The sequence below is a fragment of the Pseudomonas sp. ABFPK genome, from assembly GCF_001586765.1.
Classification (GTDB): Bacteria; Pseudomonadota; Gammaproteobacteria; order Pseudomonadales; family Pseudomonadaceae; genus Aquipseudomonas; species Aquipseudomonas asiatica.
The window spans coordinates 132750-146521 of record NZ_LQXW01000002.1; the positions used below are offsets into that span (position 1 = coordinate 132750).

The window sequence follows — 13772 nt, forward strand, 5'->3', positions numbered from 1 at the left end:
GCCAGTACTCATCGCATCGGGAGTCGACCATCCTTGCCAATCTCTCGACCAAGGTGACCAGCATGCCCGAACAACACATGACACCGGGGGATTACGACCCTGCATTTGGAATGAATGGCAGGGCCGAGCTCCCTTCGTTCCATGGCGCTTCAATAGGCCGAAACCTGACTGGCATGGCGCTACAAGGGAGCAGCCTGCTTGTCAGCGCGCTTGCCTTTGACTCCTCCGGGGGGCGTCATTTTGCCCTGACCCGCTTTACCGCAAACGGTTCAGTTGACAACGACTTTGCACAGGGCGGCGTGATCGTTGGCCGTTACGTGATTGACGAACATGCATCGACTGAAGCGCTAACGGTACTGGCTGACCAACGCTTCACAGTGCTGGGATGGAGTGCCCCTACCTCGAACCTGCTGGCAAAGCCCAGGCTCACCTGTTACGACCGCGATGGCCGAGGAGGTGAACACCAGCTCCTGAGCGTGCCGCCGGATATGGGCATGGTGATTGGTAGCGGTCGCCTTACAAGCGATGGGCCATACCTCATGGTTTCCCTGAACCTCCAAAAGGCTCAAGGCGCGCGTGCCACGATGGCCAGGGTGTACCTGCGGGAACACTCCGGCCAGCCAGCAGCAGGGCTTCAGGAATTCATCGATATTCTACCGAACGCAGGCCAAATTGCTGTCGCCGGAATCGTTCAGTTGCCTGACGGGTTCGTGGTCAGCGGAACCCGCTCGCAGCAGGGGCAGCCCGCAGAAAGCTTTCTCGCTCGCTACCGTCACGACGGCGAGCTGGATTCAGCCTTCGGTGAAGGCGGCACAGTGTATTTCCGGGCTGAGGGTTTCGCTACCGAACTCAACGCGCTGCTAGCCAGGCCGGAAGGACAGCTGCTGGTCGCCGGTAAAGCGACAAACGGAGACAATTCATCACAAGCACTGCTCTGGCAGTTCGATGCCAGTGGCGCGAAGGACCCGACATTTAACGGCGGTGCACCGATCCTGGACGACTCAGGTTTTACAGATTGGCGTGCAGTGGCCATCGATGGGCAACATCGGCTGTTTGCGTTCGGCCTGGGCAGGAGCCTGGAAAACCGTCGCTATCTTGCGGATGGCTCCATTGATACATCCTTCCGACCGATCAATGATCTTGTCGGCATTCCCGATGCCATGACTTGCCTGGACAACGGGCAGCGCACTGTGATCGGTTTCAACTCAACCGCAGTTGCTGGATACCTCGGCACGTTGATGTCCATTTTCAACTGAGCCCCCCTGAATGACAAAGCCCGGCGCTCACGCACCGGGCTTGTCAAGCCGGACAATGCCTGCGAAGGCAACTACAGCTTATTCAGCCAGCTTGAAGGTAATGAAGCTGGCACGGCCCTGACGCAGCACACGCATCGACACCGAACGGTTCTTCGGCAGTTCCTTGGCGATTTCGGTGAATTCCTTGGCCGAACCGATAGCCTGGTTGTTCAGGTGACTGATCACATCACCCGGGCGCAGGCCGATCATCGCGGCCGGGCCATCCTGAACTTCCTTGATGACCACACCACCCTTGAGTTCGAGGGCTTTCTTCTGTTCGGCGGTCAGGTCGGCAACCGAGACGCCCAGGCGGTTGCTGCTACGCTCGGCACTGCCTTCGGCGCCGGTACCGATGTCGGCATCTTCGTCGGGCAGTGCGCCAACGCTGATGTCGAGGTTCTGGCGCTTGCCGTTGCGGATGATCTCCAGCTTGGCCTTTTCGCCATCCTTGAGGCTGCCGACCAGATGCGGCAGGTCGGCCGACATGATGATCGGCTGGCCGTTCATGCTCAGGATCACGTCACCCACCTGCAGGCCGCCCTTGGCTGCAGGGCCGTTTTCCAGCACCTGGGCCACCAGGGCACCGGCCGGCTTGTCCAGGCCGAACGATTCAGCCAGGTCCTTGTTGACCTCCTGGATCACCACGCCCAGCCAGCCGCGGCTGACCTTGCCGTCTTTCTTCAGCTGATTGGAGACATCGATCGCCACATCGATCGGGATGGCGAACGACAGGCCCATGAAACCACCGGAACGGGTGAATATCTGCGAGTTGATACCCACTACTTCGCCATTCATGTTGAACAGCGGGCCGCCGGAGTTGCCGGGGTTGATGGCCACGTCCGTCTGGATGAACGGTACGTAGGTGTCATTGGGCAGGGTACGGCCTTTGGCACTGACGATACCTTTGGTCACCGAATGGTCGAAGCCGAACGGCGAACCGATGGCCAGCACCCACTCGCCCACCTTGAGCTTCTCGGAATCACCCAGCTTGACGGTCGGCAGGTTCTTGCCCTCGACCTTGAGCAGGGCCACGTCGGTGCGCGGGTCGGTGCCGACCAGTTTGGCCTGCAGCTCGCTGCGGTCCGACAGGCGGACGATGATCTCGTCGGCATCGGCTACCACGTGGTTGTTGGTCAGTACGTAGCCATCACTGGAAATGATGAAGCCCGAACCCAGCGACTGGGCCTCGCGCTGGCGGTCGCCACGCGGTGAGCGCGGCTGCTGCGGCATGTTGCGCTCGAAGAACTCGCGGAACATCGGCGGCAGGCCTTCCAGATCGGGCATCTGCCCGGCGGCCATGCGGCGGTCCGGCAGTTTCTGCTTGGTACTGATGTTGACCACGGCTGGCGAGGCCTGCTCGACCAGGGTCGTGAAGTCCGGCAGGGCTTCCTCGGCCTGGGCGCTGAGCACCTGGCCGAGCATCAGCACGGCGGCGAACATCGATAGGTAGGATTTCAAGCGTGGTATTGACATACGGCTCCCGTCACAACGAGCGGTAGTTTAGAAAGGCCCCTGCACAAAACAGGAAAGGCCAGGCTCCTAGAAGCCTGACCTATAGAAAATTTGCCGATGGATTGCAAATGACAATGCTTTAATTTCATTTCAGCGGCATGTCCGCACGCCTTGGCATGGCCTGCACGCCATGCCCGCAAATGCACGTCATCACTGGCGCGCCTGGCCATCCTGGGGGCGCATCGACAGCGCCACACGCTCTGCGGTACCCAGCGGAATCTCGCCGACCACAGTGACCATGACCTTGCCTTTGGGCGTGTTCAGCCGACGCGAGACCGCCGAGGTCGGGCCAAGCTGGGTGCGCATGTCGGTCCCGCCCTCATCCTTTACCGGCTCGAGGAACACCGAGAAGCGCGCCAGGCCATCGTCATACATCAGGCTGCTGACCGTGCTGTCATTCTTGGGGTCGCGGCGTACCGAGCTGTTGACCAGCTCGAAGCCGGGCGGCAGCCAGTCCGAACGCCAGCCGGCGACCGTGTCGTTGGCGGCAGCAGCCACATGCTGCACCGGCTTGCATGCAGCACTGGCGCGCAGGTCATCATCGCTGGGTGCGTCAGTATCGAGACGGGTCATCTGGAAGCGCTCCAGCAACTGCCCCTTGTCGTTGATCATCAACGAGCGCAGCGGCAGGCCAGTAGTGCGGTCCAGGTGCAATTCGAAGGCATAGCGGTGCTGGTCGCGCGGGGTGAGCGTCACGATCACGGCATCGCGCCCGGCGACCCGTGACTTGCCCGCCACGCTCAAGTCATACCAGCCCATCAGTTTCAGCGGATCAAGTACACGCTGCGTAGTGTTCGGGGGCGTCGTCACTCCACTGACCAAGGCCCCGCTGACGCACTCCACCTTGCCATCCACGCGCACGATCTCCTGAGCGGCACCATCGAGCTGCAACAGCCGCTCGCTGACCTTGCCGTCGTCGACCCTGTGCCAGATCTCGTGGGAAGAGAAACTGCCGTTCCGTTCGTAGACAAAAGAGCCTTGGTAGCTCTGCTTTTGCTCGGCCTGTGCCAGCTTGCTCAGCCACTCGCTCGCCTCGGGCGAAGAATTGGCCGCCAATGCTGGCACCGTCACGCAGCTGCCAATCAGCAGCGACAGGAGAGGTAGCGCGCGCATGATCCTCCTTACTTAACGGTTTTCCAGGCTGGCGGCGCGGGCATACGGCAATGCGGTTTCAGTGCCCTTGAGCGCAGATTCCTGGGCATGCTGGCGCAGGTAGCCTGGCAGACGCTGGTCCCAGCCGGCCTGGTTCTGCAGCACGCCGTTGGCCATCGGCCCGGTCGGTTGCTCACTGCTCTCACTATAGCCTGCCAAAACGGCAGGGCCTTGTGCTTGTGGCACACTCAGGCCTTGCTGGGCAGGTTGCTGGGCAGCAAGCTCGGCGCCAGTGATCTCGTCCTGGTTGTACATGCGCACACCGGCCAGCACGGCTACGGTGACCGAGGCAGCTACCGCAAGGCGGCCAATGCTGCGCCATGGCCCTTTCTTGACCTTGGCCGGCACGGCTTCGTCAGCCAGCGCTGCAGACACCGCCGAGGCGATATCCAGGTTAGGCAGCAGCAGCTCCTTGTGCATGGCTGCGCGGGCTACCTGGTAACGCGACCAGGTGGCACGGGTTTCAGCATCGTCTACGGCGTTCAACACACGACGCAGTTCAAGCTCGTCCGCTTCGTTATCCATCACCGCGGACAGCGATTCCTGCAAAGCTTCACGACTCATGGCGGTTCCTCTCTTGGCTGTCGCCGCTGTCTCAGGTTTCCTGCAGCAAAGGTTGCAGGGCTTTGTCTATTGCCTCCCGAGCGCGGAAGATTCGAGAGCGCACGGTACCCACCGGACATTGCATGACACTGGCAATGTCTTCGTAACTCAGCCCGTCGAACTCGCGCAGGGTCAGCGCCGTGCGCAGGTCTTCAGGCAGTTGCTGGATGGTGCGATGGACAGTGCCTTCGATTTCATCCCGCAACAACGAGCGCTCTGGGGACTCGAGATCCTTGAGACCATGATCGCCGTCGTAAAACTCCGCATCCTCGGAGCTCACATCACTGTCTGGCGGCCGTCTTCCACGGGACACCAGGTAGTTCTTCGCCGTGTTGATGGCGATGCGGTACAGCCACGTATAGAACGCACTGTCTCCGCGGAAGTTGCCAAGCGCACGGTAGGCCTTGATGAAGGCTTCCTGTGCTACATCCTGGGCCTCGTGGGTGTCGTGAACGAACCGCACGATCAACCCGAGAATCTTGTGCTGATACTTCAGCACCAACAGATCGAACGCTCGCCTGTCACCACGCTGAACGCGCTCGACAAGCTGCTGATCCTCTTCCTGGGTTAGCATGAACACTCCTCAGTGAACTCGAAGGAGCGTTGCATCAGCCATCGTTCAGGCTTGCAACCATAGACTCGGGCTTTGCGCAAAAGTTCTCCCCTCCAAGCAAGTTTCCTGCAGCCCTTGGTCGGCTTGCACGAAAGACGCGGCACGGTCACGGCCGGCTACGTCGATAATCAGGTTTCGAGTACGCAGGGACAGCCCGGACAGGCCTGCCGCCCTGCGTCGCCGCGGCAAGTTGTGGCGCGTGGGCAGCCTTCATAGGATTTCCGGCCATGTCGGAAAGTTCCCACAAAGGTTGTCGCGACCAGGCAAGTGGCATGGAAATTGGCCACCCGGGGCTGCTATAAAGGCAACCCGGCCAGCTTTTACGATAGTTTCACAATGCCATCGGCGCGTGACTATTGTGCCGCGCCCCTTCCAAAGAATACTAGTGTCCCGACATGAGCCAACAATTCCAACATGATGTCCTGGTGATCGGCAGCGGTGCCGCCGGTCTCAGCCTGGCACTGAACCTCCCCAGCCACCTTCGAGTCGCCGTACTCAGCAAGGGCGACCTGGCCAACGGCTCGACCTTCTGGGCCCAGGGCGGTGTCGCGGCGGTGCTGGACAATACCGATACCGTGCAGTCGCATGTCGAGGACACCCTCAATGCCGGCGGCGGCCTTTGCCATGAAGACGCCGTGCGCTTTACCGTCGAGCACAGCCGCGAGGCCATCGAGTGGCTGATCGAGCAAGGCGTGCCCTTTACCCGCGACGAGCACTACAGCGTCGACGACGGCGGCTTCGAGTTCCACCTGACCCGCGAAGGCGGGCATAGCCACCGGCGCATCATCCACGCCGCCGACGCCACCGGCGCAGCAATCTTCACCACGCTGCTGGAGCAGGCCCGCAAACGCCCGAATATCCAGTTGCTGGAGCAGCGCGTGGCGGTCGACCTGATCACCGAACGCCGCCTCGGCCTGCCCGGCGAGCGCTGCCTGGGTGCCTACGTGCTCGACCGCAACACCGGCGAGGTGGACACCTTCGGTGCGCGCTTCACCGTGCTGGCCACTGGTGGTGCGGCCAAGGTGTACCTGTATACCAGCAATCCCGACGGTGCCTGCGGCGACGGCATCGCCATGGCTTGGCGGGCTGGCTGCCGGGTGGCGAACCTGGAGTTCAACCAGTTTCACCCGACTTGCCTGTACCATCCACAGGCCAAGAGCTTCCTGATCACCGAAGCCCTGCGTGGCGAAGGTGCCCTGCTGCGCCTGCCCAATGGCGAACGCTTCATGCCACGCTTCGACCCGCGCGAAGAACTGGCGCCGCGCGACATCGTGGCCCGCGCCATCGACCACGAGATGAAGCGCCTGGGCGTGGACTGCGTATACCTGGATATCACCCACAAGCCGGTCGACTTCATCAAGAGCCACTTCCCCACCGTGTACGAGCGCTGCCTGGCCTTCGGCATCGACATCACCCGTCAGCCGATCCCGGTGGTGCCAGCGGCGCACTACACCTGCGGAGGGGTGATGGTCGACGACCGCGGCCACACCGACGTGCCGGGCCTGTATGCCATTGGCGAAACCAGCTTCACCGGCCTGCACGGCGCCAACCGCATGGCCAGCAACTCGCTGCTGGAATGCTTCGTCTATGGCCGTGCCGCCGCCGCCGACATCCAGGCGCACCTGGATGAGGTGACCATGCCCAAGGCCCTGCCCGGCTGGGACGCCAGCCAGGTAACCGATTCGGACGAGGACGTGATCATTGCGCACAACTGGGACGAACTGCGGCGCTTCATGTGGGACTACGTCGGCATCGTGCGAACCAGCAAGCGCCTTCAGCGAGCGCAGCACCGCATTCGCCTGCTGCTGGACGAAATCGACGAGTTCTACAGCAACTACAAAGTCAGCCGCGACCTGATCGAATTGCGCAACCTGGCGCAGGTGGCCGAGTTGATGATCCTGTCGGCCATGCAGCGCAAGGAAAGCCGCGGACTGCATTACACCCTGGATTACCCGGGGATGCTGGACGAGGCCAAGGACACCATCCTTAGTCCGATCTAAGTCCGGCCCCTGGCGCGGCAATTTCAGCGCCTGCGAGATCGAGCGCCGCCCGCGCGGCGCTTCGCAGCACAAGGCTGCTCCTACATCTGTTTCGGGCCAGTAACGCCTGTGCCTGCGCACGCGACCGCCTTGTTTGCCCGACACGATATCGAGGCGTACGCCAGGGGCCGCGTGCCGCGCTCACAGGAATAACTGGCCCGAAACAAACGGTAGGAGCAGCCTTGTGCTGCGAAGCGCCGCGCGGGCGGCGCTCGATCTCGCAGGCGCTGAAGCTGCCACGACGAACACCTGTCAGCCCTGACTCGCCCCCACCCCTGCCCACCTGCGCCGGCTGAATTTCAACCGCACCCGCAAGCGCCTGTGCTCATCAGCCCCCAGCGCATCCCGTGGCACGCATTGGCTCTCCCCCAACCAGCGCCCCGCCCGCACAAAGCGCAACACCACCAGCGCCGGCAACGCCACGCTGTCCCGGCACAAGCGCACCGGCTGCCAGCCACGGGCACGGCTGAACACCTGCCAGCCGCGCACATCACGGCGCAGGCCGACAACGGCATGCTCATGCGTCAGCAGAATACGTCGGGGAATGGCCCAGCCAGCGTGGGCAATACAGGCGGCGACAACAGCAAGGGCCGACCACCCAGGCAGCGGGCTCGCCCATACGGCGAACCACGCCAGTACCTGGCAACCCAGGTAGGCCGCCAGCAGCAGGCGCGAGCCTTGCCAGCAGCACTCGAAGCACTCACTTGGGCTGGACACGGTCCAGGATGATGCGGACCATGCGCTGCAGCTCCGGGTCTTCGGACTCGGTGCGCTCCATGAACCAGCCGAACATGTCCTGATCCTCGCAGCTCAACAGACGCACGTAGAGTTCGCGGTCGGTTTCGTTGAGCGTGGGGTAGACTTCCTGGGTGAAAGGCACCAGCAGTACGTCCAGTTCCAGCATGCCGCGGCGGCTGTGCCAGAAAAGCCGGTTGAGTTCAGTTTGTTCGACCATGGGGCCCTCCTCGAATGGCCCGCCAGTATACAGCCAGGCGAGCGAAGCGACACCGGGCGTTGGTCTAGTCAACTACCTATTTTGTTACCGGCGTTCTATGATGGCCGCCAGTCTTTAGCCACCGCGATGACCCATGGCCGATTCCGCTTTCTTCTGCCCCCTGTCCCACGAGGGCATCCTCGCCGTCCGCGGCTCCGATGCAGGCAAGTTCCTGCAAGGCCAGCTGACCTGCAACATCAACTACCTCAGCCCGGAACACGCCAGCCTCGGCGCCCGCTGCATGGTCAAGGGGCGCATGCAGTCGAGTTTCCGCATCCTGCCCGAAGGCAACGGCTACCTGCTGGCCATGGCCAGCGAGCTGCTCGACGCCCAGCTGGCCGACCTCAAGAAGTACGCCGTGTTCTCCAAGGCCACGCTGACCGATGAAAGCGCTGCCTGGGCACGCTTCGGCCTGCAAGGCGGCGATGCGGCGCTGCAGGCCCTGGGGCTCGATGTGCCTGCGGCAGCCGGTAGCACCGTGCGCCACGACGGGTTGATCGCCATCGCCGTGTCCGCCGACCGCGTGGAACTGTGGGTACCGATAGACAACGCCGACCGCGTTCGCCAGACGCTGGCCGCCGCGCTGCCCGAAGGCAGCCTGGACGACTGGCTGCTGGGGCAGATTCGCGCCGGTATCGGCCAGGTCATGGGGCCGACCCGCGAGCTGTTCATCCCGCAGATGATCAACCTGCAGGCCGTCGACGGCGTCAGCTTCAAGAAAGGCTGCTACACCGGTCAGGAAATCGTTGCCCGCATGCAGTACCTGGGCAAGCTCAAGCGCCGCCAGTACCGCCTGGCACTGGACCAGCAGGCCATTCCGGCCCCGGGCGTCGAGATCTTCTCGCCTACCCATGGTTCGTCGGTCGGTGAAGTGGTCATTGCTGCCAGCAACGGCACAGGCTGCGAACTGCTCGCGGTGCTCAGCGCCGAAGCGGTGGAAGACGACAACCTGCACCTGGGCAGCCTCGAAGGCCCACGCCTGCAGGTGTTGACCCTGCCCTACGAACTGGACCGCGACCGGGAAATCCAGCGCTGACCAGCCTGCCCCGCCTACATGGCGGGGCCGCACCACCACTGCGGTAGACACGCCCATGAACAAGCTGGCCGAGATGGTTCAAGCACAGTTGCTCGATGCCATCGAAAAGGATGACCTGGTCCTGCCGACCCTGCCCGAGGTTGCCTTGAGCATCCGCGAGGCGGCGGAAGACAGCGAGATCAGCGTAGCGGCCCTGAGCAAGGTGATCGGTCGCGATGCGGCCCTTTCAGCGCGCCTGATCAAAGTCGTCAACAGCCCACTGCTGCGCGCGGCGGTCGAGGTCACCGACCTGCACACTGCCATCACGCGGCTGGGCATCAACTACAGCTGCAACCTGGCCATTGGCCTGGTGATCGAGCAGATTTTCCACGCACGGGCGCCGGCGGTGGAGCAGAAGTTACGTGATATCTGGGCCAACAGCCTGGATGTGGCGGGCATCAGCTACGAAATCTGCCGGCGCTTTACACAACTCAAACCCGACCAGGCCACCCTTGGCGGGCTGGTCAACCAGATTGGCGCGCTGCCGGTATTGATCTACGCCGAAGAGCACAACGAACTGCTGTCCGACCCGGTGTGCCTACACTACGTGATCGAACAGATCCAGCCAGTGCTCGGCGACAAGATCCTCAAGGCCTGGGAGTTTCCGGAGCAACTGGTCAACCTGCCGAGCCAGGTGCAGGACCTGGACCGGCAGACTGACAAGATCGACTACATCGACATCGTGCAGATCGCCCGCTGCATCAGCCAGCGAGGCCGTCACCGACCGCTGGCGGCACTGCCGGCATACCGCCACCTGGGCCTGCCGTACGGCACCGAGCTTGAAGTGGGTGAGCTGATCGAGGCGCGGAGCATGTTGCGCTGACCGGTGTCAGCCTGTTCGGCCCTCTTCGCGGGTAAACCCGCTCCTACAGGGACCGCGCCGCTGCTGAAGGCTGCGCTGTACCTGTGGGAGCGGGTTCACCCGCGAAAGGGCCGGTACAGGCAACACATCAATCCGCGATAAAACTCACCCGCACCCGCAACCCGCCCTTCGCACCGTCATGCAGGCTCACCTGTGCCAGGTGCGCCCGGCAGATCTCGCCGACAATCGCCAAGCCAAGCCCACTGCCCTGCGCACTGCGCCGGTAGAAGCGCTCGAATACCCGCTCACGCTCGGCCTCGGGAATCCCCGGTCCGTCATCCTCCACCTCCAGTACCGCCGGCGCCAGCACTCGCAAGATCACGTTGCCGCCAGCCGGCGTATGCGCCAAGGCATTGTCCACCAGGTTGCTCAACAGTTCGTTGAGCAGCGTCGGCTCCCCCTTCAGCCACACCGGCGCCTCGGCCTCCAGGGCCAGCGCCACCCCGCGCTTGTGCGCCAGCGGTGCCATGGCCATGCCCAGCTCACGAGCCAACTGGCTCAGGTCCAGGCGCTGCGCGCCGCCTTCTGCAATCGCGCGCGCACCGTTCTCGACCCGCGCCAGCGACAGCAGCTGGTTGGCCAGATGGGTCAGGCGGTCAGTGCCCTGGGCCGCGGACTCCAGTGTCTGCCGCCACTCCTGCGGCTCGGCCGAACGCAGGCCCAGTTCGACACGTGCCTTCAGCGCGGCCAGTGGCGTGCGCAACTCGTGGGCAGCGTCCGCGATGAACTGCGCCTGGCGCTCGAACTGGCCGCGCAAACGCTCGGTGAAATGGTTCAAAGCCCGCACCAGTGGGCCCAGCTCACGCTGCACCTGCACCACCGGCAAGGCCCTCAGGTCGTCCGGCTGGCGCTCTTCCACCGCCGTGCGCAGGCGCTCCAGCGGCCGCAACGCGGCACTCACGGCAAACCACACCATCACCAGCGCGCCCAGCGCCAGCATCCCCAGACGCAGCAGAGTATCGGCCATCAGGCCACGGGCCATGCGCACCCGCGCTTCCTCGGTCTCGGCCACACGGATTTCCGCCATGCCGTTCATGTTCGGCTCGCTCACCGGCTTCAGCAGGCTGACCACGCGCACGTCCTGGCCCAGGTAGGTGGCGTTGTAGAACCGCGCCAGCGCCGGATAGTCGTCGGTACGCGGCGTGCCCGGCGGCGGCGCTGGCAGGTTCTCGTAGCCGGAAATCAGCCGCTGCTGGATGTCCAGCACCTGATAGTAGATGCGCCCGGCACTGTCGTAGGCGAAGGTGTCCAGGGCCACGTAGGGCACATCCGCGCTCAGCGAACCGTCACGCTGGGACAGGCCTGCGGCAATGGTCCTTGCCGAGGCCAGCAGGGTCCGGTCGTAGGCAGTATCGGCGGCCTCGCGGCCGTTCCAGTAGGCGCTCAGGCCGCTGGCCAGCATCAGCACCACCAGCAGCAAGGCCAGGTTGCCGAGCAAGCGCCCGCGCAGGCTGCCGTTGTCACGCATCGCGGTGCTCGAGCAGATAGCCCAGGCCACGGAAGGTGACGATGGCCACCGGGTGGCCGTCGAGCTTCTTGCGCAGGCGGTGGATGTAGATTTCGATGGCGTCGGGGCTGGCCTCTTCGTCCAGGCCGAACACCTGGGCGGCCAGTTGCTCCTTGCTCATCACCCGGCCCGGTCGGGCGATCAGCGCTTCCAGTACGCTCTGTTCGCGCGAGGTCAGGGTCAGGTTTTCGCCACCCAGGGCGAAGCGCCGGGTGTCCAGGTCGTACACCAGCGGCCCGCAGCGTTGCTGGCGCTCGCCACCGAGCACGCTGCGCCGCAACAGGGCCTTGACCCGTGCTTCCAGCTCGGTCAGCTCGAACGGCTTGGCCAGGTAGTCGTCGGCGCCCAGGTTCAGGCCGTGGACCCGGTCCTTGACGTCGCTACGCGCGGTCAGCATCAGCACCGGCAGGGTCTTGCCACGGCCGCGCAGGCGCGCCAGCACCTCGAAGCCGTCCATGCGCGGCAAGCCGACATCCAGCACGGCCACGGCGTACTCCTCGCTGGCCAGGGCCAGGTCGGCGGCCACGCCGTCATGCAACACATCCACGGTCAGGCCATGGCTTTTCAAGGCCTGGGCCACGCTTTCAGCCAGTTGCAGGTGGTCTTCGACCAGCAGCACACGCATCGGATTCTCCCTGCTCGGGTGGGACGGTGGCGCGGAGTGTACCGCTGTCGGCAGGCCTGTGAAGCCCTGTCGACAAACCTTTCACGCTGAAAGGTTAGCGAAAGGTTGGTTACCTAGCATCGCACCACGGTCGCCCTACGCGCCGAAAAAAAGCACCAGCAAGGTGCAACGAATAAGAACAATAAACGGAGCCATCAGTGATGCTGTCATCGCAGCCGCAGGCGTTCGCGCCTACCCGTTCCTTTGCCGCACGCCCCTCCGCCATCGTCAGCGCCCTTGCGCTTGCCGGTGTCGCGCCGATGAGTCAGGCCGCCTTCTTCGAAGACAGCACGGCCACCTTCGAAACCCGCAACATGTACTTCAACCGCGATTTCCGCGACGGCACCAGTGCGCAGCAATCCAAGCGCGACGAGTGGGCCCAGGGCTTCATGCTCAACTTCGAGTCTGGCTACACCGATGGCACCGTGGGTTTCGGCCTGGATGCGCTGGGCATGCTCGGCATCAAGCTCGACTCCAGCCCCGACCGCACCGACACCGGCCTGCTGCCGACCCACGATGACGGCAAGGCCGCCGACGAGTACTCCAAGCTCGGCCTGACCGGCAAGGTGAAGGTGTCGCAGACCGAACTGAAGATCGGCACGCTGATCCCCGAACTGCCGACCCTGCAGCCCAACGATGGGCGCATCCTGCCGCAAACCTTCGAAGGCGGCCTGCTCACCTCGAAGGAGGTCAAGGGCCTGACCTTCACCGGAGGCCGACTGGACAAGGCCAAGGACCGCAACGACACCAACTGGGAAGACCTGGCCCTGAACAACAAGAACGGCCGCTTCGGTGGCTCGTTCAGCGCCGACAACCTGGACCTGGCCGGCCTCGACTACCAGTTCACCGATCGCATCACCGGCAGCTACCACTTTGCCCAGCTCGACGATATCTACCGCCAGCACTTCATCGGCATGGTCGCCACCCAGCCATGGGGCCCGGGCACCTTCGGCGCCGACCTGCGCCTGGCCGTGAGTGACGACGCCGGCGCCGCCAAGGCCGGCAACATCGACAACACCACCGTCAATGGCATGCTCAGCTACGCCCTGGGCGGGCACAAGATCAGCGCCGCCTGGCAGCAATTGTCAGGCGACAGCGCCTTCCCGTACGTCGATGGCGCCGACCCGTACCTGGTCAACTTCGTCCAGATCAACGACTTCGCAGGCGCCGACGAGCGCTCCTGGCAGGCGCGCTACGACTACAACTTCGCCGCGGTCGGCGTGCCCGGCCTGACCTTCATGACCCGCTACATCAGCGGCGACAACGTCAGCCGCGCCGCCGGTGGCGAGGGCAAGGAGTGGGAACGCGATACCGAAATGAAGTACGTGGTACAAAGCGGCCCGTTGAAGAACGTCGCCGTGCGCCTGCGCAACGCCACCTTCCGCTCCAACTTCGCCCGCGACGCGGACGAGGTGCGGCTGCTGGTGAGCTACAGCGTGGCGCTGTGGTAACCCCA

13 protein-coding genes are annotated in these 13772 nt (G+C 63.8%); 5 read left to right on the forward strand and 8 right to left on the reverse strand.

Annotation, left to right across the window (positions count from 1 at the left end; all coding sequences use genetic code 11):
• Nucleotides 1-62 precede the first annotated feature (62 nt).
• Entirely contained in the window at nucleotides 63-1256 is a 1194-nt protein-coding gene (locus WM94_RS02685) for a hypothetical protein (RefSeq protein WP_156485944.1), read from the forward strand.
• 78 nt (nucleotides 1257-1334) lie between these two features.
• On the opposite strand, the gene WM94_RS02690 is transcribed toward WM94_RS02685, so the two are convergent.
• From WM94_RS02690 to rpoE, 4 genes are all read right to left on the reverse strand, one after another.
• Nucleotides 1335-2735 (reverse strand): DegQ family serine endoprotease, encoded by a 1401-nt coding sequence (locus WM94_RS02690; RefSeq protein WP_370290353.1) that lies wholly within the window; start codon nucleotides 2733-2735, stop codon nucleotides 1335-1337.
• 222 nt (nucleotides 2736-2957) lie between these two features.
• Nucleotides 2958-3920: a MucB/RseB C-terminal domain-containing protein gene (locus WM94_RS02695; RefSeq protein ID WP_024087678.1), complete on the reverse strand. Its 963-nt coding sequence runs from the start codon at nucleotides 3918-3920 to the stop codon at nucleotides 2958-2960.
• A gap of 12 nt (nucleotides 3921-3932) precedes the next feature.
• Nucleotides 3933-4523: a sigma-E factor negative regulatory protein gene (locus tag WM94_RS02700; RefSeq protein ID WP_015271600.1), complete on the reverse strand. Its 591-nt coding sequence runs from the start codon at nucleotides 4521-4523 to the stop codon at nucleotides 3933-3935.
• A 31-nt stretch (nucleotides 4524-4554) separates the two neighbouring features.
• Nucleotides 4555-5136: an RNA polymerase sigma factor RpoE gene (gene rpoE, locus WM94_RS02705; protein ID WP_003252049.1), complete on the reverse strand. Its 582-nt coding sequence runs from the start codon at nucleotides 5134-5136 to the stop codon at nucleotides 4555-4557.
• A gap of 434 nt (nucleotides 5137-5570) precedes the next feature.
• On the opposite strand from rpoE, the gene nadB reads away from it, so the two are divergent.
• Nucleotides 5571-7175, forward strand: coding sequence for an L-aspartate oxidase (nadB, locus tag WM94_RS02710; RefSeq protein WP_013974000.1), 1605 nt, complete (start codon nucleotides 5571-5573; stop codon nucleotides 7173-7175).
• 291 nt (nucleotides 7176-7466) lie between these two features.
• On the opposite strand, the gene WM94_RS02715 is transcribed toward nadB, so the two are convergent.
• Complete coding sequence (locus tag WM94_RS02715; protein ID WP_061550371.1) at nucleotides 7467-7931, reverse strand: protein YgfX; 465 nt, start codon at nucleotides 7929-7931, stop codon at nucleotides 7467-7469.
• Entirely contained in the window at nucleotides 7915-8169 is a 255-nt protein-coding gene (locus WM94_RS02720) for a succinate dehydrogenase assembly factor 2 (protein WP_003252043.1), read from the reverse strand. The genes WM94_RS02715 and WM94_RS02720 overlap by 17 nt, the downstream gene beginning before the upstream one ends.
• Nucleotides 8170-8302: 133 nt before the next feature.
• On the opposite strand from WM94_RS02720, the gene WM94_RS02725 reads away from it, so the two are divergent.
• Together WM94_RS02725 and WM94_RS02730 are read left to right on the forward strand one after the other, a co-directional pair.
• Complete coding sequence (locus tag WM94_RS02725; RefSeq protein ID WP_061550372.1) at nucleotides 8303-9244, forward strand: folate-binding protein YgfZ; 942 nt, start codon at nucleotides 8303-8305, stop codon at nucleotides 9242-9244.
• Between the two features lie 55 nt (nucleotides 9245-9299).
• Complete coding sequence (locus tag WM94_RS02730) at nucleotides 9300-10106, forward strand: HDOD domain-containing protein (RefSeq protein ID WP_015271603.1); 807 nt, start codon at nucleotides 9300-9302, stop codon at nucleotides 10104-10106.
• Nucleotides 10107-10233: 127 nt separating this feature from the next.
• Here WM94_RS02730 and WM94_RS02735 read toward each other — a convergent pair whose 3' ends face one another.
• A complete protein-coding gene (locus tag WM94_RS02735) occupies nucleotides 10234-11613 on the reverse strand; it encodes a sensor histidine kinase (RefSeq protein WP_025340432.1) in 1380 nt (459 codons plus the stop codon).
• Entirely contained in the window at nucleotides 11606-12277 is a 672-nt protein-coding gene (locus WM94_RS02740; RefSeq protein ID WP_025340433.1) for a response regulator, read from the reverse strand. Before WM94_RS02740 ends, WM94_RS02735 begins: the two co-directional genes overlap by 8 nt.
• Before the next feature lie 200 nt (nucleotides 12278-12477).
• Here WM94_RS02740 and WM94_RS02745 point away from each other — a divergent pair, with 200 nt between their 5' ends.
• Entirely contained in the window at nucleotides 12478-13767 is a 1290-nt protein-coding gene (locus WM94_RS02745) for an OprD family porin (protein ID WP_061550373.1), read from the forward strand.
• Nucleotides 13768-13772: the final 5 nt, after the last annotated feature.

Excerpts from the sequence above, each read along its gene's own strand:
- WM94_RS02740 (WP_025340433.1), bottom strand. The coding sequence starts at position 12,277 with ATGCGTGTGCTGCTGGTCGAAGACCACCTGCAACTGGCTGAAAGCGTG.
- WM94_RS02700 (WP_015271600.1), bottom strand. The coding sequence starts at position 4,523 with ATGAGTCGTGAAGCTTTGCAGGAATCGCTGTCCGCGGTGATGGATAAC.
- WM94_RS02720 (WP_003252043.1), bottom strand. The coding sequence starts at position 8,169 with ATGGTCGAACAAACTGAACTCAACCGGCTTTTCTGGCACAGCCGCCGC.
- WM94_RS02685 (WP_156485944.1), top strand. The coding sequence starts at position 63 with ATGCCCGAACAACACATGACACCGGGGGATTACGACCCTGCATTTGGA.
- WM94_RS02695 (WP_024087678.1), bottom strand. The coding sequence starts at position 3,920 with ATGCGCGCGCTACCTCTCCTGTCGCTGCTGATTGGCAGCTGCGTGACG.
- rpoE (WP_003252049.1), bottom strand. The coding sequence starts at position 5,136 with ATGCTAACCCAGGAAGAGGATCAGCAGCTTGTCGAGCGCGTTCAGCGT.
- WM94_RS02745 (WP_061550373.1), top strand. The coding sequence starts at position 12,478 with ATGCTGTCATCGCAGCCGCAGGCGTTCGCGCCTACCCGTTCCTTTGCC.
- nadB (WP_013974000.1), top strand. The coding sequence starts at position 5,571 with ATGAGCCAACAATTCCAACATGATGTCCTGGTGATCGGCAGCGGTGCC.
- WM94_RS02725 (WP_061550372.1), top strand. The coding sequence starts at position 8,303 with ATGGCCGATTCCGCTTTCTTCTGCCCCCTGTCCCACGAGGGCATCCTC.
- WM94_RS02690 (WP_370290353.1), bottom strand. The coding sequence starts at position 2,735 with ATGTTCGCCGCCGTGCTGATGCTCGGCCAGGTGCTCAGCGCCCAGGCC.
- WM94_RS02735 (WP_025340432.1), bottom strand. The coding sequence starts at position 11,613 with ATGCGTGACAACGGCAGCCTGCGCGGGCGCTTGCTCGGCAACCTGGCC.
- WM94_RS02730 (WP_015271603.1), top strand. The coding sequence starts at position 9,300 with ATGAACAAGCTGGCCGAGATGGTTCAAGCACAGTTGCTCGATGCCATC.